We start from the raw sequence: 23,781 nt of genomic DNA, 5'->3' as shown, positions 1-23,781 counted from the left end.
ATTTAACCCTCAAGCTACGTATATATTTAGCTTTATAGCAATGAGTCTACTTATTTACTTTTTTACCTTGTTGAGCCGAATCCGCTTTCCGCGAATCCTATTGCATATAGCAGCGTCACCTCCGCTAGTTGCTATTCTATTGATATTATTGAAGCCGAATATGTTTTACCTCGATCTGACTCAGGGGCAACATTGGAGAGTAGAGGTTCATACGATAGGCTTTGATACGCTATTCCTCTGCATATCGGGGTACGCGCTGAGCTATCTCTTGTTGATTATGATCACCGGTTACAGGAAGCTGAAGCGTCGACGCATGTATCAGCGTGAGCAGCAGATGATGCTGACCATTATGCGTGGAAGCAGCCTTGCTTCTGTTTGGCTAGTATTTGCCTTTATCGCGAGCGAGATGACGGGAGAGAGCTCGATTATACCTCTGGATAGCTTGCCGACATATGCTGGGCTCATACTTGCTTGCACACTACGCGTAGCTATGAGCAAGCATCAGTTTCTTGCTGTGGCGGAACAACGATACAAGCTGTTGTTCACATTGTCCAGCAGTGGAATCGCATTAATCAATTCAGAGGGTAAAACGGTAGAAACGAATCCAGCATTCAATCAGCTGGCTGGTATATCAAATGGAGAGGATATTGATCTGTTAGAAATCATCCCACCTGATAAGCATGCGAGCTACAAAGAGACGATTCGTCAGGCATTTCAGAATAGTAAAATGCAACAGGATTTGCAGGTGCAAATTATTAATCGTCAAGGAATACCCTATACTGTAGAAGTGAATAGTGACTTTTTGGAAATTGAAGGTGTCATGCATTGTTATCTGCTGGTCAGAGATATTACGCAGCAACAACAAAATGAAGCACGGCTGATCGAGCTAGCCTACACCGATTCACTGACCGGTCTGGCTAATCGTTATCAATTCAATCTACGCTTGCAAGAGGCACTGGAACGTTCTCGTGACTATAATACGCGTGTAGTGGTGATGCAGATGGATCTGGATCATTTTAAATGGATTAATGATACGATGGGTCATTCTGCTGGTGATCTATTACTGATCGATGTTGCACAGTTAATCCGTCTACAGGCGCCGCAGAATAGTATAGTTGCACGTATGGGCGGAGATGAGTTTGCTTTGTTAGTTGAGCTTGCTCCTGGTCAGGGGGATGCAGTGGCTACCAATATTGCCAACCGGATTCTGCATGGCTTCGAACGGCAGATTGTGTTGCGAGATAAGCATTATCATGTTTCCTGTAGTATTGGAATCTGCATAGCACCGGAAGATGGACGGGATACAGAAATACTGCTCCGTAATGCAGATACAGCAATGTATGCTGCTAAGCGCATGGGACGCAATCAATATCATCTATTCAATGAAACGTTAAAAAATGCAGCTGAGCAATATCTGCTTATGCAACAGGGCTTAGAAACAGCCTTGCTGCGTGATGAGTTTTCGCTAGTGTACCAGCCACAAGTGGATAGCCGTAGTGGTGCAGTTATTGGTGCTGAGGCGTTATTACGCTGGAATTCGGCTGAGCTAGGTTTTGTCTCCCCCCAGGATTTTATTCCGATCGCGGAGCAGAGTGGAATGATTCGTCAGATTGGCGAATGGGTGATGCTGGAAGCGGCACGACAAGCTGTTAAATGGGTGAAGGATGGATGCTGTGACAAAATGCAGATTTCGGTAAATGTTTCTGCAAGTCAGCTCAGCGATCCTGCATTCTCACATAAGGTCGCAACCGTGCTTCAAACTACCGGATTACTGCCAAGACAGCTATGCTTGGAGTTTACTGAAAGTGCAGCGATTCGTGAAGAAGAGCATGTGATAGCAATGTGCGATGAGCTAGTTAGCATGGGGGTAACCCTTGCTGTTGATGATTTTGGAACCGGCTATTCCTCTATGCGTACAGTAACAGCATTTCCATTTCAATTTATCAAAATTGATCGCTCGCTTATTTTTGATATTGATCGTAATCCTCGTAATGAAGCGGTGGTACGCTCTGTATTAGAGCTTGCAGATCGACTGCATATGAATGTGCTTGCAGAAGGAGTCGAGACACTGGAGCATGTGGATATGCTCCAGCAGCTGGGTTGCTATTATATTCAAGGATACTATTATGGGCGTCCAATGGCAGTCGAAGCTTTTGAGCAGTGGATGCTTAATCGTAAAATTCATATGAAGCGCCCTTCCTAAAGAATCGCGAAAAGCAAGTCAGGCATGAGCCTGTTGGGAAAGGCTTTGAATAGACAGCGAGCGAAGTTTTTTATTAAAATTACAGTATATTTTATAATATAAAAATATAAAGTTGCGCAGTCTCTAGCTCCAGCTTAATTGCTTTAAATTGATTTATAATAAAAGAATCACATCCACCTTAAAAAGGAACCGGTTTGCATTATGCAAATCGGTTTTTACATAGTACGATGATTTCCTTTAGATTAGATGAAGTTAGATCATATAGATACGGAATGCAAATAAAGTATTCCTCACCGTGTGTTAATCACTTGGAAGCTGATAGAGACGAGTAAACTTTTCTAGGTGAGGGCTTGGATTGTATAGTGCATCTATGCTACGATAACTCCGTGTTACGATAGAATGGGTCTGCCCTGGACGTGAACGGGCAGGCTGCCAAGTCAAAGGGGGAACGGCATTGACACTCCAGCAGCTCCGCTATGCGATCGAAATCGCAAATTGCGGCTCGATGAACGAGGCCGCCAAGCGGCTCTTTATTTCCCAGCCGAGCCTGTCCAATGCAATCAAGGAATTGGAAAATGAATTGGGAATCTCCATCTTCGACCGAACGAATCGGGGAATCAGCATTTCGGTGGAAGGGATGGAATTTCTCGGCTATGCGCGCCAGATTATCGAACAGGCTGAGCTGATCGAGAATCGCTATCATGGTAGCAAGCGTAACCTGATTCATTTCTCTGTATCCACACAGCATTATGCATTCGTAGTCGATGCGTTTGTGAAGCTAATGGAACAGAGTGATATTAACGAGTACAATCTGCATGTGCGTGAGACGCAGACGTACAATATTATCGAAGATGTGAAAACATTGCGCAGTGATATCGGCATTTTGTACATTAATGAGCGTAACTTCAAGGTGATGAACAAGCTGTTTAGCGATGGGAATCTGATGTTTACGCCACTATTTAACACCAGCCCGCATATTTTCGTGCGTTCTGGTCATCCGCTGGCGCAGAAGGAATATGTGACAACTCAGGATGTAAGCGCGTATCCGTACATTACTTTTGATCAGGGTGCGAATAACTCGCTCCATTTTTCCGAGGAAATGGTTAGCTTCTCTAATGTGGTGAAGAGTATTAAGGTGAACGATCGTGCCTCACTGGCGAATCTGTTAGCCGGTACTAATGGCTACACGATTGGTACGGGAATTCTCGTATCCCAGTTTAACTATGAGCAACTAATCTCGGTACCTTTACAGACGACAGAAGACTTTACAGTGGGCTGGATCGCACATAAGGATCGCAAGCCAAGCGATATCGCTTCAAAATATATCGATATCCTGAATGATCTCGTATCCAATAGCTATCTAAATATGAATCAATTCTTATTATAGGAGGAGCATATGTCCATTCCAATGACAGGCACACGCAGAATTCATCCTCCATTTCGCTGTGATATCGTAGGTAGTTACCTGCGTCCGGAGACACTGCGGGAGGCAAGATTTCAATTTGAAAGTGGCGAGATCAGCGCGGAAGAACTGAAAGTGATCGAGGACGAGGAAATCACCCTGCTCGTGAATAAGCAGAAGGAAATGGGACTGCAAACGGTGACCGATGGCGAATTCCGTCGCGGCTGGTGGCATCTGGATTTCTTCTTTGGTGTACAGGGCACTGAGAAGATTGGCTTGCCGACAGCAGGGATCGATAATCGCAACCGTGCTGAAAGCTTCCGAGTCGTGGATAAAATCTCCTTCGGCGATCATCCGATGCTGGAGCATTTTCGCTTTTTGAAAACGCTGGCAGGCGACCGCGTAGCCAAAATGACGATTCCATCACCAGCACTCTTTCATTTTGTACAAAGCTATAATGGAAATGATGTGTACGATGATACCGAGGAGCTGTATCAAGATATTATCGCAGTGTATCGTGATGCGATTCAAGCCTTTTACGATGCGGGTTGCCGCTATCTACAGCTGGATGATACGACATGGGGGACACTGTGTAGCAGCCGTCACCGCATGCTCATCCGCAATCGCGGACAGGACCCGGATCAGCTCGCACGCGATTATGTCCGTCTGATCAATGAAAGTATTGCCGAGCGTCCAGACGATATGGTGATCGCCCTCCATGTCTGCCGCGGCAATTTCCGTTCGACCTGGTTCGCGGCTGGAGGCTATGAGCCAGTAGCGGAAGAGCTATTCAGCCATACGAAGGTCGATGCGTTCTTCCTTGAATATGATAATGAGCGCTCCGGCGATTTCCATCCGCTACGTTATATTGAGGATCAGTTTGTCGTGCTGGGATTAGTAACGACCAAGCACGGAGGGCTGGAGAGCAAGGATATGCTCAAGGAACGCATCGCTGAGGCAGCAGGCTTTGTTGAGCTGGATAAGCTCTGTCTGAGTACACAATGCGGATTTGCCTCGACGGAGGAAGGCAATATGCTGACCGAGGAGGAGCAGTGGAATAAGATTCGCCTTGTCCGTGAAACGGCGAATGAGGTGTGGAATAGCAGTTCGGTATAATTGCTTGCTATTTATCTACATTATTTCTAAAATAGGGATAATATAGGTGAGGGGGCAAGTACGTGAATAAATTTTTGATAGCAATTTTTGTGCTGCTTTTGCTTGGATTTAGTCAAACTTCATATGTAAAAGCAACGGAATATATAAATCCAGAGAATTTATATGTATACTCCAATGATGGTAGTGTATTTTTAGGGTCACTTTCTACCAATACATTTAATACTTATTCTGTATTTAATACTTATGGAGCATATGGTAGTAAGTATAGTACCACAAGTATATGGAATTCCTATGGAACCTATGGTAGTAAATATTCTTCTTACAGTGCTACAAACCGATATACATCTACGCCTCCTATTTTAGTTTATAAAGGTAAAGTAATGGGATATGTTACTGCTAATCCTTATCTTTCTAACGGAATTTCTCCGCAGAATTTATGGACTTTAGCTCGCTCATTATAGTTCGATTTTAGTTATAACTTTTTTAAAACGCTTCTAATCGTAGAAGCGTTTTTTATTTGGATTATAAATGTAAAAGTATATGATTCATTGCGCTATTTGAAGCGTATTTTTGTAAAAGGTTAGAATAATAAGAATTCATATGTTATGAAAACAACATACGAAAATACTGGGTAATACAATATATACAATGAATGGAGTGTGAACATCATGGCACTGGACCCAGAAGTACAGGAGATGGTAGACAATTTCAATCGTTTGCAGATTCCTCCGATTCACAAAATACATCCCAAAATGATTCGGATCATCGAAGCAAGAATGGCGCGCAAGCAGGTCACCCAACCGACGTCGCTCTATGAGGTGAAAAAGGAAAAAATCAAGCTACCGCATCGCAAAATCAAGCTACGCATCTATAAACCTGTTGCAAACGAAGCAGGTACACCACAACCTGCCATTGTATTTTATCATGGTGGCGGCTGGGTCATCGGTAGCCTGGATTCGCATGATGAGCTATGTCGTCGTATCGCTGTAGGATCAGGCTGCTGTGTGATTGCTGTTGATTATCGCCTGGCGCCTGAGCATCCATTCCCAGCGGCGATGCAGGATGCGTATGATGCGTTCCATTATATTACCGAGCATGCCGAGCAATGGGAATTAGACGCTTCGCGTATTGCCGTAGCCGGGGATAGCGCAGGTGGCAATCTAGCAACTGTCGTCTGTCTCGCCGCCAAGGATCACGGTACAACGATGCCAGCCGCGCAGCTGCTCTTTTATCCATCCACTGGCAAAGGAGAAGGCACACTATCCTATGAGGAAAATGGTCAGGGCTATATCCTAACCGCCGAGATCATGAGCTGGTTCGAAAAAAGCTATTTCAAAGGTGAAGAAAATGCCACAGAACCCTACGCTTCACCCTTACTCGCTAATGATCTAACCGGCATGCCACCAGCGCTTATCATCACTGCACAGTATGACCCATTACGCGATCAGGGTGCTCAATATGCTGAACGCCTGAAAGAAAGTGGCAATGAAGTCCATTACGAATGTTACGATGGCATGATCCACGGTTTTGTCTCTCAGCTCCAGTTGCCTCGCTCCGCGGAAGCTGTCCGCAAAGCGAGCGAACAAATCGGAGACTGGTTAAAAGGTAAGGAGTAAGAAGCTATTAATGTGAGGTCAGCTGAAAATTGAATATAAATAGATTAAAAGACTATCACTTGATCTTGATGTGATAGTCTTTTTAGCAATTATGCTAATATGAAATATACCTTTTTCGCTTTCGATGATTATTATTGGAATTCCCCTGCATCCATAAACTAAGGGCGACAACACGCTCAATCCGCACAAATTTAAATCCCCCGTATACTTGAATTAACAAGGCTACGGGGGTTTAATCATTAACAGCAATATTCAATTGTAAACGATCCTCCTATAGAACAATCCACATGCCTGACATGGTTACTTTCACCGTCCATGCTGCCGATTGTCGTTACTCTGCAGACGCAGACAACCGTTTAGCGATTGTTTTCATTATGTCATAGCGTAATTTCGTATGCCGTTGCATCACGAATGCTATGCTTGCTTCACAGCCATTTTCTACAGGCGTGTGAGCGATCTATGCTATTCAATCCACCCGGATTGAATCATATGCCGTCCGTACATTTCTCATTACCTCATCCATGTCCTTGCATATGGGATGATGTCCAGCATACCACGTCTTCACGAAAAACGTTTTCACGGACGCTTTTCTAGCGTGAATTACGCTCTAGTATGCTTCGCTAACCTGCTTCATTGGAATCCTGCTCCCTTCCTAACAAGTAACTACAAGCTTGCTCGAAAATAGCATTTTCCTCTGTTCACAGCCTTTCTTCATAATGGGAAACATTGTATTCATCATTTCATACTTACTCATACTGCATAATTACGATACATCCATTGTGCATATACATTTTACTTCCGCATTCATAAATCATCATTCATTATTCGTAAACCATATTCATCGTTCATGACATTTCAATTTACAGAGTTACTGGTTTCGCATCAGATGAGTTTCCCACATACCCACGAACTACGAAGAATGTTTTCACGGACATCCCTCTGTGTGTAGCCGATTATAGTATGCTTCGCTTTCGCTATTGCAATGGAATCCTGCTCCCTTCCTAGCAACTGATTAAGTTTGCTTGAAAACAGTTCATTCCTTACCTACTTTCCATTTCGTCAATTTTCAGCAGTGCAATTACATCATCCTATGCGTTCCCGCATACTCCCATTTCACGAAAAACGCTGTCACTACGCTTTTCTTACGTGAAATCGTGCCGGTATGCTTCGCTAACCTGTTTCAACGGAATCCTTCCCCTTTCGTGCAAGTGGTTTCGGCTTGCTTGAAAAAGTTTGTCCCTTTGTCTCGTCCAATGGTCTAAGCTGTGCTGTGCTTATTCGTCAATCTGCGCATCGTGCGTTTTCACGGACGCCAATTTGTTCTGCAGTTGAGCGAATAAGAGGCAATAACTTACGCCACTAGACGAATCTCTCCTTTCCTAATGGTAGGAATTGATGGAGTGAATCACCTGCAACAATGCTTGGTGTCTTGCGTTAAAGCGTTGCTGTTTGGTGATGACTACATCATATACTGTGTCAACGGAAAATGAAAGCGATGTAAAAACCGTTAAACGAGTGTAAAATCCGATTTATGTAAAATAAATCCCTCGCACGTTAAAATCCATCTTTTTCCTTTTGTTTATGAGCATTTACGCTATTATTGCTCAGTAGCTAGCTTAGAAATCAGCAGTTGGGAAATTGATGAGGGAGGAATTAAACCCTTGATACATAAGGGCTTATAAGGTTTTTTATCTGTTAAAATGTAGACGATCCAGACGATCCTGTTGCTAAAAATAAATTAAAGACTGCTCGGAAACAGCACGATTGTAACGCAATTGTAAGTTGAAATGAGCAAATAGATAAAATAGTTATGTCAACATCGATCCATCATGCTTATCCTGCTGAATATAGCTAGAGCAGTCTACAAAACAAGTACGAATTATAGTCGGTTTAGGATCACGATATATTGCATCGATGCTTCAAAAAGAGAATTGGATCATTACACAACTGGCAACACAATGCTTGCAAGGCTAGATCATATACGAATGATATGAGTATGAATATATGAGCCTGCCCATACATACAAATTGCTGCGTATATTAGCATCATTGCAAGGCTGAATATGCCGTTGAAAACAGACTGAAGCATCTGCGTCATACCCCGGTGATAATTGGGTAATACATCATGTACAGCCACGCAATGACGTGAACCGTTACGACAACATAGAAGGTAACGTATATAGCAGTATCAAGGATTACAATAAGAGAAGCCTATTTGTACGAATGGAGGAGATCCTGTGAGAAACCCGATCAAAGAGCTAATGGGCATTAAGGACAGCATCAATGGCGTTAAAAATACGATGGATGAGATCAAAACGATGCTGGATGATGTAAAAGGCGACGTAGACAACGTTCAGCAGAAGCTGCAAGGAACGATGGAGCATGCGAAGTCTACATCGGAAAAGGCCAAGCTATCTGCGGATCAGCTAAAACAGGCACTGGGCGAGGCGAGTACAGGCCTTAACGCGTCCAAACAGCATATCGAATCAACGAAAAAGGATATTCAGCAGACCACTAAGGTCATCAAGGGCTTATTCGGCAAAGTATCCAACAATGGACATGCTTCCATTTCCGATACCGCTAATAACGGTCAAACTCAGGCCATTCCTGCACAGGTAACGTCTTCATCCGGTGCACTGGCAGATTCCCATACCCGCAGCTGGCTACAGGATATAGAAGGTGCGCAGCTAATCAAGGAAGGCCCGGCTTATTTTGTAAAGCTTGGGGAGCGGGTGATTGGCGAGATTACGTATATCCCGGGTCCAGAAAATGATACCTGGACGCTCAATCATACGTATGTGGATCCACAATTCCGTGGCGGTCGCATCGCTAAAGGCTTACTGGATGAGGTCGTACATGCCGCGCGAGTGGAAGGCAAGAAGATTTTCCCGACCTGCTCCTATGCACTTGTGCAGTTCAAGCGCGATCGCAGCTATGAGGATGTATGGCTACGCGCATAATACTTAATGCAAGCACAGATAGGAGTTAAATTCACGAGTTAAATTACGATATAACGGTTAAAAGTACGATCTAAAAGCAATGAAGATACTATTCACATATGGAAGGTGAGCATGAATGAAAAAGACAATCGCAGATGCAGTAGTAGAGACACTCGTAAACGCTGGTGTAAAACGCATATTCGGTATTACCGGAGATTCGCTCAACGCAGTCATTGACGCTGTGCGTCGCTCCGGTAAGATCGAGTGGATTCATGTCCGTCATGAGGAGGTTGCTGCATTTGCCGCTGGCGCGGAAGCGGAGCTGAACGGTACGATCGCTGTATGTGCAGGTAGTAGCGGCCCAGGTAACCTGCATTTGATCAATGGCTTGTATGATTGCTATCGTAATCGCGTGCCCGTGCTGGCGATTGCGGCTCATATTCCAAGTGATGAGATCGGAAGCGGGTATTTTCAAGCGACACATCCAGAGCAGATTTTTCAGGAGTGCAGTGACTTCTGCGAAGTGATTACGACAGAAAAACAAATGCCACGTACGTTAACGATGGCGATTCAAACTGCGATTGGCAAATCTACAGTATCGGTTGTTGTGCTGCCTGGCGATATTGCAAGTCTGGAGGAATCCAGTCATCCGGTGCCAGAGCGTGTCGCCTATCCAGCCAAGCCGGTTGTGCATCCATCTGCTGACGATTTGCAATTGCTTGCAAACTATCTGAACGAAGGCAAGAAGATTACTCTACTGTGTGGTGCCGGCTGTAAGGGCGCGCATGCTGAGGTGATGGAGCTATGTGCGAGATTGCAGTCACCGATGGTGGTCGCTCTACGCGGTAAAGAGCATTTGGAATATGATAATCCGTATTTTGTCGGACTGACAGGTCTGATCGGCTATGCATCAGGTTATCGGGCGACGATGGATTGTGATGTGCTGCTCATGCTGGGAACAGACTTCCCGTATCGTCAGTTCTATCCGGAAAAGGCGGCGATTTTGCAGGTCGATATTAATGCGGCTAATCTGGGTCGCCGCACTCCACTAGCGCATGGCGTATGTGGAGATGTGAAGGATACGGTTCGTCAGCTGCTGCCACTGTTGGAAGGCGATCGTAGTAGTGATCATCTGCAAAAGTCTGTTGAGCGTTATAACAAGGTACGTGAGGAACTAGATGAGATGGCAGTCAAAGGCAATAGTGTGAAGCATGGCATGCATCCGCAGTATTTGACGAAGGTCGTTAGCGATGCGGCTGCCTCCAATGCGGTCTTCACGGCAGATGTTGGCACGCCAACGGTTTGGGCCGCTCGTTATCTGGAAATGAACGAGCAGCGTCGCTTGATCGGCTCCTTCAATCACGGTACGATGGCGAATGCTCTTCCGCAGGCGATCGGTGTGCAGGCAGCAGAGCGTGACCGTCAGGTGATTTCCTTTTCCGGTGATGGGGGCTTGAGTATGCTGATGGGTGATCTGATTACACTGAAGCAGCATAATCTACCCGTTAAAGTTGTTGTTTTTAATAATAGTGCATTGAGCTTTGTAGAGCTGGAAATGAAAGCAGGCGGCTATCTGGAATCCGGTACCGATCTGCATGCGACTGATTTTGCAGCGGTGGCGAATGCGCTCGGTATTCAAGGGATTCGAGTAGAAGACCCGGAAGAGCTAGAGGATGCTGTGGCACGAGCGATGTCCCATGATGGGCCGGTATTGCTCGATGTACTCGTTAACCGTCAGGAGCTGTCAATGCCACCGACGATTACGATGCAGCAGGCTAAAGGCTTCTCGCTCTGGATGGCCAAGGCAATTATGAATGGACGCGGAGATGAGCTGATCGATCTGGCGAAAAGTAATTTGTTCCGCTAATCGACGGGTAGTTAGCTACGATCCGTTGAATACAACATCATAAATGAGCAGTATATAGATTCACTCTTCCAGCCTTTAGTAGGGTGAGATGCCCTGTACAGGAGCAAGGGTGAATCTGTAACTGCTTGATTTATAGCTTGATTTATAAAGGGTAATTCATACCGCATATTTTATTAGTTCATAGTACATATTTTAAAGATTAGCTCATATACATAAAAAATAATTTAAAATTCCATCTCTATTGTGAAAAAAATCACATTATAATCTCTATGCATCGTTTATGATGAAGGTGTAGAAAATACAAGGAGATGATTAAGATGAGAACCAACGTCAACGAGAACTTTACCAAGTATTACATGGATCTGTGCTACAACTGTCAGGAAGCAGAGAAATGTCAGGATGAAGAAACATGTCTCGCATGCTGGGCAGATCAAGGGCTATTCGATGGTGAGAAGGATGATACACAGCAATTGCTTAACGCCTACTATGCGTAAGCTTCATACGCCGAGCGCCGGCGTAAATGGCGGTTATATCGGACAAAAGCAGTCTGACACATGGCTAATTATGGGTACTGTCTCATTTTCAAATGGGAAAGAAGTCATTCCTGGCAGTTCATAAACCGCTACACTTCATTCGATCGAGAAGTGTAGCGGTTTTTGCTGTTTATAGATATAGCAAACGATTAACAATAAGAAATGATCAGCCAGCAATTAATAACAAGCGATTACGATGGAATTATTACAAGTCATTCAAGAAAAGTTAAACAAGCTTAGCCCCAAACGAGCGATACATACAGGAACGTTTCGCATGTCTAAAAGACGTTGAATAATGCTTATATAGCAAGCTATATTCATTGGTAAGATAGCAATATCCAGTTATCTAAAGGTGAATGGAGCCAAAGCTAAGACTAGAGTGCTAATAAGCATGTATACAATAAGTCTCCGACAAGCATCGGAGGATGGAGGGAATAACATATGGACTACACATCTAACACAGTTATCGTTACCGGAGCTGCACAGGGAATTGGACGAGCAGTCGCAGAGGCTTACGCAGCGGCTGGTGCTACAGTATTTCTTAGCGATGTCGCTGAATCGGAAGGTGCAGCGGTAGCCGCAGCGATCAGAGAGCAGGGAGGACAAGCTCACTATTTGCCATGCGATGTGCAAAATGAAGAGCAGATTAAGCATCTCGTTCAGGAAGCGGTGCAGACAACCGGGCAGATCGATGTAGTGATTAATAATGCAGGTATCGGACACTGGGTATCGCCGTACGAGTTGACAGTAGAGGATTGGGATCGTGTGTTAAATACGAATGTACGTGGTTGCTTTCTCTTATCGCGTGAAGCAGGTAAAGTGATGCGTGATGGTCATGGGGGCAGTATTGTGAATATTTCCTCCACACGTGCGCATATGTCGGAGCCTAATTCCGAAGCCTATGCAGCATCCAAAGGTGGGATTACCGCATTGACCCATGCTCTAGCTATATCGATGGGGCCGGACGATATTCGAGTGAACTGTATCAGCCCGGGCTGGATCGAAAATGGCGACTATGCAGCATTGAAGCTAGAGGATCATAAGCAGCATCCAGCCGGTCGTGTTGGTAAACCAGACGATATTGCGCGTGCCTGTATGTTCCTTACGTCTAAGGACAATTCATTTATTACAGGAGCAGAACTTATTATCGATGGTGGGATGACTCGTAAGATGATCTATATCGAGTAGGAGGTAGCCTAGCACGGAGCAGCTTATAGTCTGAATCAAGCAAAGTAGCTTCTTCTTAGAGCAATCCATAGCTAGCAAAAGTTAAGCCGTGACAAAGCTGGAGCTAGACAGCAGACAACTACATGGAACAGTCATGAACAGCTAATCGCACATGAACAATCTAGTGTAGTCATTACAAGCAAACAATAGAAGAAGCAATAGTTACGAACAGCAAACAGCCAACCCGACGGAGTTCGTCAGGTTGGCTGTTATTTGTTACGACCGTTGATTCGTATAGGACAAGTGCAATTTATCTTTTAGGAGTCTTTACTTCAAGCTGATTGTAAATAGATATCGCATTGGATATAGCCGATTTCACACATTCTAATTAGCGATAGTCCATCCTTTCAAGCGACAGCTATACTCCTTTTGCTAGCAATATTGATTAGGATTGTGCGGTTGCCGCTTGTTCTTGCTGAGCTGCGCGGCGACTCCATTTTTCCTTAAACAAAGGCAAGGTACTTTCACCGAAAATAGCGGCTTCCTCCAGATGTGGATAGCTTGAAAGGATAAATGAAGTGACACCAGCCTCTGCATATTCTAGCAGACGATCCGATACTTGATCCGGTGTACCGACAAACATCAGTGCTCCACCTGAACGAACATTGGACAGACCTGCCCACAGATTTGGCCCAACGATAAAGTCATTAGCTGCGGCTGCATCGCGAATCTGGTTCTGACGATTTTGTCCGGTGGCACCTGTCTTGCTAAAGGCAGCCTTGGCACGCTCAATCGTTGCAGGATCGATATCCTTGATCAGATTGCGAGCAGCTTCCCATGCTTCTTCTTCCGTATCACGTACCAGCACCTGAGCACGCATTCCTACACGAAGTGGACGTAATGTTCCTGTACGCTCGGCATGCTGACGCTGTGATTCCTTCAATTCCTCGATCTGCTGCTTGATCATGTCCAGCGGCTCCGACCACATGAGGAATACGTCGGAATATTCAGCACCTACACTTTTTGCCATAGGCGAGCTACCGCCGAAGTAGATTGGCAGGCCTGGCTCCTGAACTGTAGCCGGGCGGCTTTTTCCGCCGTTAATTTCGTAATATTCCCCTTTATAATGGAGCTTATCATCCGTAATAGACGCGTCTACACCCGCACCGAATTCAGTCGAAGCGAGTCCAGAAGCCTGTGCCCATACCCCTTTAATGATATCCAGATATTCACGTGTACGCGCATATTTCTCATCATGTGCTCGGGCGAGTGGATCACCAAGCTCTTCCAGATCATCCGGCGAGCTACCCGTCACAATATTAATGCGAGCGCGTCCACCGGATAACTGATCAAGTGCCGCTGCCATACGTGCAGTCAGGACAGGAGCGATTAGACCCGGACGTACCGCCACCAGTGGCTTGAGAGTCGTAGTTGCGCCAATAATCGCAGAACCAACAACCCATGAATCAATACATGCGCCGCCCGTTGGAATCAGCACAAATTCAAAGCCCGACTTCTCGGCTGTCTGAGCAACATGGGTCAAATATTCAAGGGTTGGCTTACGCTCGGAATCACGCCCCAGGCTTGTGCCATCGCCCATCGTAGGCATAAACCAGCCAAATTCAACTTGATCACGGTAAATGGAATCAGAAGACATAATGATAGCTCCTTTATATAGAGAGAAGTAATAGTGCATAATTCACGGTCAGACCTCATTCGTTAGCTGCATCCATACGATAGAACATCACATACAGTAGCATGATGAATGAGTTACAAACTAATCCGACAAACATACTTGGTATAAAAATACTAGCATGTTCCTTCTAGTGTGTCAACGATCTAAACCGAGCCGATTCATGACCAATATCACCGATTGAAGTGGCGGGTATCCGCATTTGGTTCTATGTCGTTTCTATTGTAAACTGGTACATGAACTCAGCTTCCGGTAAGATAAAGCTGACCTTATATGAATACACTGACCGTATACGAACGGCATATAAAAAGTATAGAAAAGGGTTCCAAAATTCGAATACATCATACCAGACCAGCTCAGCCTGAACAGCAATAGCTTAATCTGCACGAATATAAGAGGAAGTCGTATTTCAACCTATTACTCTGTTCGTGCGATTTAACTCGTATCCCGATTTTATTATTGTACGATCCAATTTGGAGTTCCATTTAAAGGAGAATCAACCGATGAACAATTCAGCTTCTACTGCTTCGCAGAACGAGACAGCATCGTCAACCTCAACTCACGAGACAAGCGATACGATAAACAATGAAGCAATAAACGATGAATCCCAGACACAACCAGCCATGACCAAGCTACCGCAAGCTTCGGCGCAGCTATCGATCGGAGAAGTGGCGGAGCGACTTGGACTGAGCGTGCATTCACTGCGTTTTTATGAGCGTGAAGGGCTGATGCTTACACTCAAAGTCTCCAGAGATGGAGGTGGGAGACGCCGCTATAGTGAGGTCGATGTGGAATGGCTGCGCATTTGTATTTGCCTGCGTGCTTCGGGTATGCCGATAGCTCAGATTCGGCGCTTTGCTGATCTGGTTCGATTGGGACCGGGCAATGAGCATGAACGTCTGGCGATTTTAAAAGAACACCAGCAGCGTGTGGTCGATCAGATGCAGCATCTAAATGAATGTCTGGATGTGATCACCAATAAAGCCAATGTATATGAAAATTATATTTCAAGCTCGATTTCAAGCTCTACTGTAAACTAACAGGGTCATGTATAACGAGATCGTGCATTCATCGAAAAGAGGACTTGACCTAGAGTGAACTCTAGGTTGTAAAGTAGACCTATAATTGATTTCAAATACGAACTGATGAGAGGGGAATACCCATTATGACACAGGCCTACCAACAAACACTGCAAGGAAAGATCGACTCTGGATTTGGTTATCGTAGCACAGCAGATGAGGTACTGGCAGGTATTGACCTGTCTGGTAAGCTCGCACTCGTTACAGGTGGCTATTCTGGTCTTGGACTGGAAACGACACGCGCTCTGGTGAAGGCAGGCGCACATGTAGTAGTACCTGCTCGTCGTCCTGATACGGCGCGTGAAGCACTGGCTGGTATCGAAAATGTAGAGGTAGATGAGCTGGATCTATCCAATCTGGATAGCGTACGTGCATTTGCACAGCGTTTTCTGGATAGTGGCCGTAGTATTGATCTGGCGATCCTGAACGCAGGTATTATGGCTTGTCCAGAAACACGCGTCGGTCCAGGCTGGGAACTGCAATTCGCGACGAATCACCTGGGACATTATACGCTGATCAATCTGCTCTGGCCTGCACTGAAAGCCAACGGTGGAGCACGTGTCGTAGCGACTTCCTCCACAGGTCACCATTTCTCTCCTATTCGTTGGGATAACCTGAACTTTGAAGGGAACTACCACAAGTTCGAAGCCTATGGCCAATCGAAAACAGCCAATTCGCTATTTGCAGTAGAGCTTGATCGACTTGGTGCGGAGCATGGTGTACGTGCATTTGCAGTTCACCCGGGCGGTATTATGACGCCGCTTCAACGTCATATGCCAAAAGAAGAGATGATCGCCCTCAAATGGATCGGTGAAGACGGTGAAACGGTGAATGAAGCATTCAAAACACCGGAACAGGGAGCGGCAACACAGGTGTGGGCAGCAACATCACCACAGCTTGAGGGCAAAGGCGGCGTTTATTGCGAAGATTGCGATATTGCGGAGCCATTCCATCCAGACAAACGTGCTGTAGGTGTTAAAGATTATGCGATTGATCCTGAGCAAGCAGAGCGTCTATGGAAGCTGTCTGCTGAGCTGACAGGTGCAGATCTGTCCAAGTCTTAATCAATCGATTAAAAAGTAGGGAAAATCATCCATTAGGAACATGCCGAGAAAGGATTGCACTGATATAATAAGCTCACGCACGTCAGATACAGCAGAGAATAGGATAGAGATGGGATGGTTTATTTTCTAAATAATGGAAAATAATCGATTCAATCCGAAGGCGGAAGGGTACATTACAGGATGTGATACACTTTCATTTACGGGAGGAATGCAATCATGTTAACCCACCCCTATCGTCCAGTTGCTTATCGAAATGAGCACGGGCATGCTCGTACGGATCAGACGCTGACTGAGCCACGTTCGGGTCAGATGATGACCTCGTCCGTAAAAGATTCAGTCATTCACTCCGGCGGAAGTCAGGATCACCTTACTACACGAGAAAAGCTACAGGAGAAGATGGGTCTTGATGGATTCTTTCATATGATTCCGGGACGCGAATCGAAAAATAGTGTATATCGTGGCAGACTGGAAGCGACCGGCGAGGATCATTTTGTAATTCGTCATACGCATAATGGTCAGCGCGAGGTGCTGTCTCTGTCAGAGCTGGATCACGCTGTATTTTCAGAATCGACCTCGGCGTATACGAATATTTCAGGACAGGCTGCGCCAGCGCGACAATCATCCCCTTCGCAGTGATCTCGCAGGGTATGATTTCGTTTGAATGAATGTTAGCAGTTGATGATATATACCATTCGCAAATGAATCCTATACAATCTTTACATCAATAAAACGCCGATCTGCGGAAGTTATCCGTGTGATCGGCGTTTTTATTGAGCCAGTGAGGTTTAGAACGTCACTATAAGGCTTGTGATAAACGATCTGTTACTGTGTGACGGAATCGTTATAGTCCTGTAGCTTTTGTGTAATTTGGGTAGCTGCATCATCCAGTGCTTGCTGAGGTGTCTTTTTGCCAGTCAGTGCTTCTTCAATTGCTGTCTCTGTCAGCTGACGTGCTTCTGGGAAGATTCCCATTACAGCGCCCTGTGTAGCTGGATCGATCTTTGTATTGTGCAATTGATCAACAGCTGTTTGGAATTGCGGATGCTCTTTCAGGTTTTGCTTCATACTATCGACATCATAAGCTTTTTTCGTAATTGGGAAATATCCACTGTGTACAGACCAGTAAGCCTGATTATCCGGTTCAGCCAGGAATTTGATGAATTTCCATGCTGCTTGTTGTTCTGCTGCTGGCTTGTTATTCGTAATCCACAGACTTGCACCACCGACAACAACGCCACCTTTATTTTTGTAATCTGCGGATGGCTTCGTGAGTGGAGCTGTACCCAGCTCGAATTTACCTTTAGAGCCTTCCAGCAGCTTGGTCAGTGCGCCTGTGCTGTTCATTGTGATTGCGGTTTGACCAGCTAAGAATGCTTTATCGGTGTCATCTGTTTTGCGACCGAGATTCATCATTGCTTTTTCATCGACCATCTTTTTCCACCATGTCAGTGTATCTACTGCGGCTTTGGAATTGATGGTTGATTCTGTTGCTGGAGCGCTACGACCATTATCATTATTCAAAATCTGTACATCCTGGTTCGCCATTAATTGCTCCATCAGCCAGCCATAGATCGGAAAGGAGGCTGGTGTACCTTTAGCCGCAAGCTTTTTAGCCGCTTCTTCAAATTCTGCAAAGGTCGTTGGTGGATGTTCAGGATCCAGACCAGCAGCTTTGAACAGATCTTTATTGTAATAGATCAATGGGTTGGATGTGTTAAACGGCATCGAATATTGCTCGCCATTGAAAGTGTAGTAGCTCAGGATATTTTGCTCGAAGCTGGACAGATCGAATTTGTCTGCGTCAATAAATTGCTGCATCGGAGTGATCGCTTTCGAGTCGATCATATAACGACTACCTACATCATAGACCTGCATCATCGTAGGCGCATCGTTCGTGCCGACTACCGTTTTGAACTTGCTCAGCGCTGTATCGTAGTCACCCTGGAATACTGCTTCTACCTGCACATCTTTCTGAGAATCGTTAAATTTTTTCACCAGATCGTTTACGACATTTTCCAGATTACCGCTCATGGAATGCCAGAATACAACTTTCACCGGACCCGAGCTAGTTATCGTTGTTGCTTCACTATCCGCAGCGGCTGCTGGCTGGGAGCCTTGCGAAGCTCCGCCTCCGCTACATGCTGCTAGAAACAGAAACAGACTTAATGCAAGCAGACTCCATTGACGCGTGAAAAACGATTTGAATGTCATGAGTGAATTTGCCCCTTTAACATAAGTTGGTAGTTGTTTGTACACAGTCATGCAGGATGAGACATCATGTGGAACGAGTAGAGGTTGTTTCAGTAGTGCTTTTCATGTTGCTGCTGGATGTCCATACTTGTTAATTGAAAGAGATTAGCCAATCATTAACCTTTCAGTGATCCAGCAGTCAGACCACCTACGAGTCTGCCCAGTCCAACAGCAAGTAGAATTAGGGAAGGCAGCAGTACGAGCACGATACCCGCCATAACGACATTCCATGCAGTCACCTCAGCAAATTGCAGCATACTGATACCGATCTGCACGGTTCTCATACTCTCGGAGTTCGTAATGAGCAATGGCCACAAATACATATTCCAATGGTTCAAAAAGGAATACACACCGAGCGTAGCAAGCCCTGGCATCGAGAGCGGAATGACAAGTGAAGCGAAGATGCGTAGATGACCGCATCCATCGATACGTGCTGCTTCCATCAGCTCCTTCGGAAGCTGCATAAAAAATTGACGCATCAAAAAGGTTCCGAACGCAGTAGCAAGGAACGGCACGGTCAATCCAGCATACGAATCGAGCCAGTTCCAGCTACGAACCGTCAGATAATTCGGAATAATGGTCACTTCCCACGGGATCATCATCGTCGCCAGAAACAGTGAGAACAGCAGCTTGCGTCCCGGAAAGCGAAGGAAGGCAAAAGCATAGGCTGCCATACAGGAGGTCAGTAGCTGACCAAGTGTAATGATCGTGCTCGTGACCAGACTGTTCAGCATAAAGCGTATAATCGGAATCGTGTTCAATACATTCAGAAAGTTTTGCACGTCCCAGTGAGACGGAATAAGCTTCGGCGGATATGTAGCCGAATCAGCCTCGGTCATGAACGAATTAGACAACGCCGTCCAGAACGGAAACAGAATCAGAATAGAAGCAAGAATAAGTACCGTGTAAGCCGAGCCAAGTCGAAGCACGTTAGGTTTCACTGGTAATGCACCTTCTTTTCACCGAATTTGAACTGGATCACCGTCAGGATCAAGATTAGAACAAACAATACAAGTGCCTGAGCGCTACCTGAGCCAAAACGGAAGTTCACAAAAGCATCCTGATACAGATTAAAGACAAGTACATTCGTGCTGTTTACCGGCCCCCCTTTAGTTAGTATGTTGATTTGACCAAACGACTGAAATGCACTAATAATCGACGTCACACTGGCAAAGAACAGTGTTGGCGAGATCAGAGGCAGGGTTAAACGGAAAAACGTACGCATCGGTCCAGCGCCATCCATCCGTGCGCTCTCATAAATTTCCTCGGATACGCCTTCCATACCCCCGAGCAGCAAAATGAATAAAAAGCCTACATTCATCCATACCGTCATGATCGAAATGGAGATCAGTGCCCAATCCGGACTGGTTAGCCATTGAATGCCTGGAAGCCCAATCAGCTGTAGCAGGTAGTTCGGCATACCGAGTGTCGGATGAAATAGCATCATCCAGATGACCGAGCCTGTACCGACAGAAATAGCGATCGGTAGTGAGAAAATAAAACGGAACACTTTGCTGCCACGCAGATGGGTACGACAGATTGCAGCAAGAATAAGGGCAAGAAGGATGGAGGTAGGCACCGTGAACAGCATGAATTCGACGGTTACCCATAAACTGTTCAAAAAGCCGCTTGCTTCAAACAGGCGCTCAAAGTTACGCAGTCCGATATACTTGGCAACATCACCACGCGGTGTGGTGGAATGAAGGCTCAGATAGATCGATTGCACCAGTGGATAAAATAGAAAAATACCAAACAGGGCAATCGATGGCGCTAGAAACAACGCAGCCAGCGAATACTCCTGTAACCAGCCTGCACGACGAGGAATACGCGTACGGGATCGTGCGCGATCAGTAGCTTGCTTGAGTGCGCGCCGTGAAGGCACGACCGACGATTTGTCCAAAACAATCAACCTCACTTTTGTATAGTTTCAATGCCCTTCGCATCCATCAGCACCATCCTGTTCACCTGCTAAAGTATAAAGAGAACATGTTAAGAGAACTGTATAGAATTGTAAAAGTTATGTTGTCTAGACGACTTGCCAGGAGGTCCTGCCGATTTGACTGTTTTCGTTTTCGCGCTATAATATAATCAGGCAACGTCTATACTTACATATGAAAAGAGGTGAAACCATTGGGAAATTGACAGTACACGTAAAATGGCGGAAAATTCAAAAATCTACAATTCGAAGGAGGTGAACCCGACGCTGTAGCTTATCCAACGGTTGGATAAACAGCGCGGGAAACACACTTGACTGACCCCTTACCCAGTTTATTGAACATTGTGCTGGTCTTTGTACTGGTATTATTGAATGGCTTTTTTGTAGCAGCGGAATTTGCGATGGTCAAAATTCGCAGCAGTCGATTGGAGACACTGGTCGATGAAGGTAACAAACGGGCGCGCTTTGCGCAGTCCATTGTAAACAATCTGGACGCCTATTTGTCCGCATGTCAGCTAGGTATTACGCTGGCATCGCTAGGACTTGGCTGGATTGGTGAGCCAGCAATTGCTGAGCTGATCCGACCATTGTTCGCAGCGATAGGCTTGAACAATGAAGTCGTCATCCATAGTGTATCGATAGCCATCGCGTTTATCGTCATTACGATCCTACACATCGTACTTGGCGAGCTGGCACCGAAGTCACTGGCAATCCGCAAAGCGGAAGTCGTAACGCTCTGGACAGCTGCACCGATGCTATTGTTCCACAAACTGATGTATCCTTTTATCTGGATGTTGAACGGCATGGCTAATGCCTTGCTCAAACTGTTCGGCATTGCTCCGGCATCCGAGCATGAATCCGCTCATACCGAAGAAGAGATACGTATACTAATGAAAGAAAGCAACAAGAGCGGGCTGATCGATAATACCGAACTGGCGCTGGTTGATAATATATTTGAGTTCGCCGATACAACCGCCCACGAAATTATGATTCCACGTACCGAGATGATCTGCTTGAGTCTGCATGCTTCTCGTGAAGAGAATTTGCAGATTGCATTGGATGGGATGCGTACACGTTATCCGGTGTGCGATGGCGACAAAGACCATATTGTCGGCTTCCTGCACATTAAGGATCTGATGCGTTACCAGATCACGGACTCGGTGAAGCTGATTCGCCCGATTATTGCCGTACCTGAATCGATCAAGATTAGTGAGCTGATGAAGCTGATGCAGCGTGGCAAAACACAAATTGCCATTTTGATCGATGAATATGGTGGTACAGCAGGGCTGGTTACCCTGGAAGATATTATGGAAGAGATTGTTGGTGAGATTCAGGATGAGTTTGACCATGAACGTCCTGTCGTTGAGCCGATCAATGAAATGATGTATTCCATCGATGGACTGATGCTGATTGAGGAATTCAATACACGCTTTTCACTCGACCTGGACTTGTCCGAGTACGATACGATTGGCGGCTGGTTGTATTCCCGTGTTGAATCCCTGCCTCCACAGGTAGGACAGAGTGTGGCGCATGACGGGCATTTGCTCGTGGTTGAAGAAGTCGAGAACAAACGCATTTCACGCATTAAGCTGGTCATTACACAATTTGCCGTAACGACCAATCAGGCAGGAGCCTGAACATAGCGAGGAGTTATGGATACCGGCTTGAGGAAAATAAATCCATAGCTTTATCGCAAAGAAAAGGAATGGGATAGGCTCCCGTTCCTTTTCTTTTTTTATATAGCCGAAATAGCAAAGCCTGAACAGCAAAAATAAGCCGACACAGGAACCATAATCATGACCACGTGCACCAAAACGTACACAAAAAGAACGGGTCAGATGTCTGACTCGTTCTTTTTGTGGTGGTTCATCTATTTGTGATGCCATTATCCATGGTTTATTAGACTAGATTGGATCGTATGCCGATTCGATACCATCAACGGCGGCGATCTGCTTCTTCCACTTCAGCATCGACCTGCTCATCTGCCTCGTCCACCTGTAGCTCGGTATCACCTTCGCCGCGCTCCTCATACGTACGGGAGGCAGGGCCTTCTTCTACATGACGATCATTGCCTTCGATATCGGTAGCTGCGAATGATTCTACGCTTTCCGTAAAATTCTCATCATCCGGTGAGCCTTCTGCCAGCTCATTATAGCTATGCACCTCGCGCTGTGCACTCATCGCTGGAGAGTCGGCAACACCATAATCTTCAACCGCTTGCCATGCACCTGCATCGTCAAAACGACCTGTATTATGCTGGCGATTCTCGCCTGAGCCTTTGGCTGGTGGAGTGATCAGATCCTCCTCAACCGGGCGGTAATCATTCACATTGTCCTGTTGTGGACTTTCATCCACCAGATAGGTGGTATATGGCAATGCTTGCAGACGTTCGAATGGAATTTCCTTGCCACTTACCTCACTGACCCCATACGTACCCTCGTTGATACGCTGCAAAGCAGCATTCACCTGATCCAGTGTATCATTCATTTGATCATCGATTGCCAGGTCACGTCCACGCTCGTATGTTTCTGTACCGAGATCAGCGGGGTGATTGTCTACCGCAGATAGCTCGCCAGTAGACATACGCTCGGATTCAATTTGTCCATCCATTTTATCTTTATCGACATCGAAATGTCGTTCTAATTCCTTTTTTTCCTCAAGCAAGCTATTTTTAAGTTCTTCAATTTGGGCTTTCGTCAAATGTTTCATCGTTATGGCTCCCTTCGGTGTTGAAATGCATGTAGGTGGCCGCTCTCGTAACGAATTGCGGCTGTTCATGCATTTCATTACCCTGCATACCGATGAATTAATCTTTTGGTCGCTTGGATGGAGCCACTCGCTTAATCGTAATCGATACTGTTTCTATCGATAAGGTTAAAACATCAAAGGGAGTGGTTAATACAACAGAGATCATTGT

The 23,781-nt window shown here is 45.6% G+C and carries 18 protein-coding genes; 13 read left to right on the top strand and 5 right to left on the bottom strand.

All coding sequences use genetic code 11. The features are described 5' to 3' along the window. Nucleotides 1-277: 277 nt before the first annotated feature. The 9 genes from IEX62_RS07315 to IEX62_RS07275 all read left to right on the top strand — a co-directional run bounded on the left by IEX62_RS07315 (nucleotide 278) and on the right by IEX62_RS07275 (nucleotide 12,863). Nucleotides 278-2,203, top strand: a complete 1,926-nt coding sequence (locus tag IEX62_RS07315; RefSeq protein WP_229685690.1) for a sensor domain-containing protein — start codon at nucleotides 278-280, stop codon at nucleotides 2,201-2,203. A gap of 454 nt (nucleotides 2,204-2,657) precedes the next feature. Next, nucleotides 2,658-3,590 carry a LysR family transcriptional regulator gene (locus IEX62_RS07310; protein WP_188774777.1) on the top strand — a complete coding sequence of 311 codons (933 nt, stop codon included), beginning with the start codon at nucleotides 2,658-2,660 and terminating at the stop codon, nucleotides 3,588-3,590. 9 nt (nucleotides 3,591-3,599) lie between these two features. Beyond that, a complete protein-coding gene (locus IEX62_RS07305; protein WP_188774776.1) occupies nucleotides 3,600-4,721 on the top strand; it encodes a 5-methyltetrahydropteroyltriglutamate--homocysteine S-methyltransferase in 1,122 nt (373 codons plus the stop codon). Nucleotides 4,722-4,783: 62 nt separating this feature from the next. Continuing rightward, the gene (locus tag IEX62_RS07300) at nucleotides 4,784-5,182 is read left to right on the top strand and encodes a hypothetical protein (RefSeq protein ID WP_188774775.1); all 399 of its coding nucleotides are present in this window, start codon (nucleotides 4,784-4,786) and stop codon (nucleotides 5,180-5,182) included. Nucleotides 5,183-5,389: 207 nt separating this feature from the next. Next, nucleotides 5,390-6,337 carry a LipP1 family hormone-sensitive lipase gene (gene lipP1, locus IEX62_RS07295; protein ID WP_188774774.1) on the top strand — a complete coding sequence of 316 codons (948 nt, stop codon included), beginning with the start codon at nucleotides 5,390-5,392 and terminating at the stop codon, nucleotides 6,335-6,337. Between the two features lie 2,236 nt (nucleotides 6,338-8,573). Further along, nucleotides 8,574-9,296, top strand: coding sequence for a GNAT family N-acetyltransferase (locus IEX62_RS07290; RefSeq protein ID WP_229685670.1), 723 nt, complete (start codon nucleotides 8,574-8,576; stop codon nucleotides 9,294-9,296). Nucleotides 9,297-9,411: 115 nt separating this feature from the next. Next, entirely contained in the window at nucleotides 9,412-11,142 is a 1,731-nt protein-coding gene (gene poxB, locus IEX62_RS07285) for a ubiquinone-dependent pyruvate dehydrogenase (protein ID WP_188774773.1), read from the top strand. A gap of 317 nt (nucleotides 11,143-11,459) precedes the next feature. After that, nucleotides 11,460-11,636, top strand: a complete 177-nt coding sequence (locus tag IEX62_RS07280; protein ID WP_188774772.1) for a hypothetical protein — start codon at nucleotides 11,460-11,462, stop codon at nucleotides 11,634-11,636. A gap of 480 nt (nucleotides 11,637-12,116) precedes the next feature. Beyond that, nucleotides 12,117-12,863 (top strand): SDR family NAD(P)-dependent oxidoreductase, encoded by a 747-nt coding sequence (locus IEX62_RS07275; RefSeq protein WP_188774771.1) that lies wholly within the window; start codon nucleotides 12,117-12,119, stop codon nucleotides 12,861-12,863. Between the two features lie 424 nt (nucleotides 12,864-13,287). On the opposite strand, the gene IEX62_RS07270 is transcribed toward IEX62_RS07275, so the two are convergent. Continuing rightward, the gene (locus tag IEX62_RS07270; RefSeq protein WP_188774770.1) at nucleotides 13,288-14,499 is read right to left on the bottom strand and encodes an LLM class flavin-dependent oxidoreductase; all 1,212 of its coding nucleotides are present in this window, start codon (nucleotides 14,497-14,499) and stop codon (nucleotides 13,288-13,290) included. A 539-nt stretch (nucleotides 14,500-15,038) separates the two neighbouring features. Here IEX62_RS07270 and IEX62_RS07265 point away from each other — a divergent pair. From IEX62_RS07265 to IEX62_RS07255, 3 genes are all read left to right on the top strand, one after another. Then, nucleotides 15,039-15,575 carry a MerR family transcriptional regulator gene (locus IEX62_RS07265; protein WP_229685669.1) on the top strand — a complete coding sequence of 179 codons (537 nt, stop codon included), beginning with the start codon at nucleotides 15,039-15,041 and terminating at the stop codon, nucleotides 15,573-15,575. A 125-nt stretch (nucleotides 15,576-15,700) separates the two neighbouring features. Next, the gene (locus tag IEX62_RS07260) at nucleotides 15,701-16,678 is read left to right on the top strand and encodes an SDR family NAD(P)-dependent oxidoreductase (RefSeq protein WP_188774769.1); all 978 of its coding nucleotides are present in this window, start codon (nucleotides 15,701-15,703) and stop codon (nucleotides 16,676-16,678) included. A 216-nt stretch (nucleotides 16,679-16,894) separates the two neighbouring features. Then, on the top strand, nucleotides 16,895-17,314 hold the full coding sequence (locus tag IEX62_RS07255) for a spore coat protein GerQ (protein WP_188774768.1): 420 nt from the start codon (nucleotides 16,895-16,897) through the stop codon (nucleotides 17,312-17,314). A gap of 186 nt (nucleotides 17,315-17,500) precedes the next feature. On the opposite strand, the gene IEX62_RS07250 is transcribed toward IEX62_RS07255, so the two are convergent. From IEX62_RS07250 to IEX62_RS07240, 3 genes are all read right to left on the bottom strand, one after another. After that, nucleotides 17,501-18,889, bottom strand: a complete 1,389-nt coding sequence (locus IEX62_RS07250; RefSeq protein WP_188774767.1) for an ABC transporter substrate-binding protein — start codon at nucleotides 18,887-18,889, stop codon at nucleotides 17,501-17,503. Between the two features lie 155 nt (nucleotides 18,890-19,044). Then, complete coding sequence (locus tag IEX62_RS07245; RefSeq protein WP_188774766.1) at nucleotides 19,045-19,869, bottom strand: carbohydrate ABC transporter permease; 825 nt, start codon at nucleotides 19,867-19,869, stop codon at nucleotides 19,045-19,047. Then, on the bottom strand, nucleotides 19,866-20,837 hold the full coding sequence (locus IEX62_RS07240) for a carbohydrate ABC transporter permease (RefSeq protein WP_188775049.1): 972 nt from the start codon (nucleotides 20,835-20,837) through the stop codon (nucleotides 19,866-19,868). The genes IEX62_RS07245 and IEX62_RS07240 overlap by 4 nt, the downstream gene beginning before the upstream one ends. A 338-nt stretch (nucleotides 20,838-21,175) precedes the next feature. Between IEX62_RS07240 and IEX62_RS07235 the strand changes: the two genes are divergently transcribed. Beyond that, nucleotides 21,176-22,501, top strand: a complete 1,326-nt coding sequence (locus tag IEX62_RS07235) for a hemolysin family protein (RefSeq protein WP_188774765.1) — start codon at nucleotides 21,176-21,178, stop codon at nucleotides 22,499-22,501. A 298-nt stretch (nucleotides 22,502-22,799) separates the two neighbouring features. Here the strand turns inward: IEX62_RS07235 and IEX62_RS07230 are convergent, their stop codons facing one another. Next, nucleotides 22,800-23,573, bottom strand: coding sequence for a TraR/DksA C4-type zinc finger protein (locus IEX62_RS07230; RefSeq protein ID WP_188774764.1), 774 nt, complete (start codon nucleotides 23,571-23,573; stop codon nucleotides 22,800-22,802). Between the last annotated feature and the right edge of the window lie 208 nt (nucleotides 23,574-23,781).

This window comes from Paenibacillus hunanensis (assembly GCF_014645615.1).
GTDB classification, from domain to species: domain Bacteria; phylum Bacillota; class Bacilli; order Paenibacillales; family Paenibacillaceae; genus Saccharibacillus; species Saccharibacillus hunanensis.
Note: the sequence above shows the minus strand (reverse complement) of the source record. Positions and strands in the feature narration are given on the sequence as shown.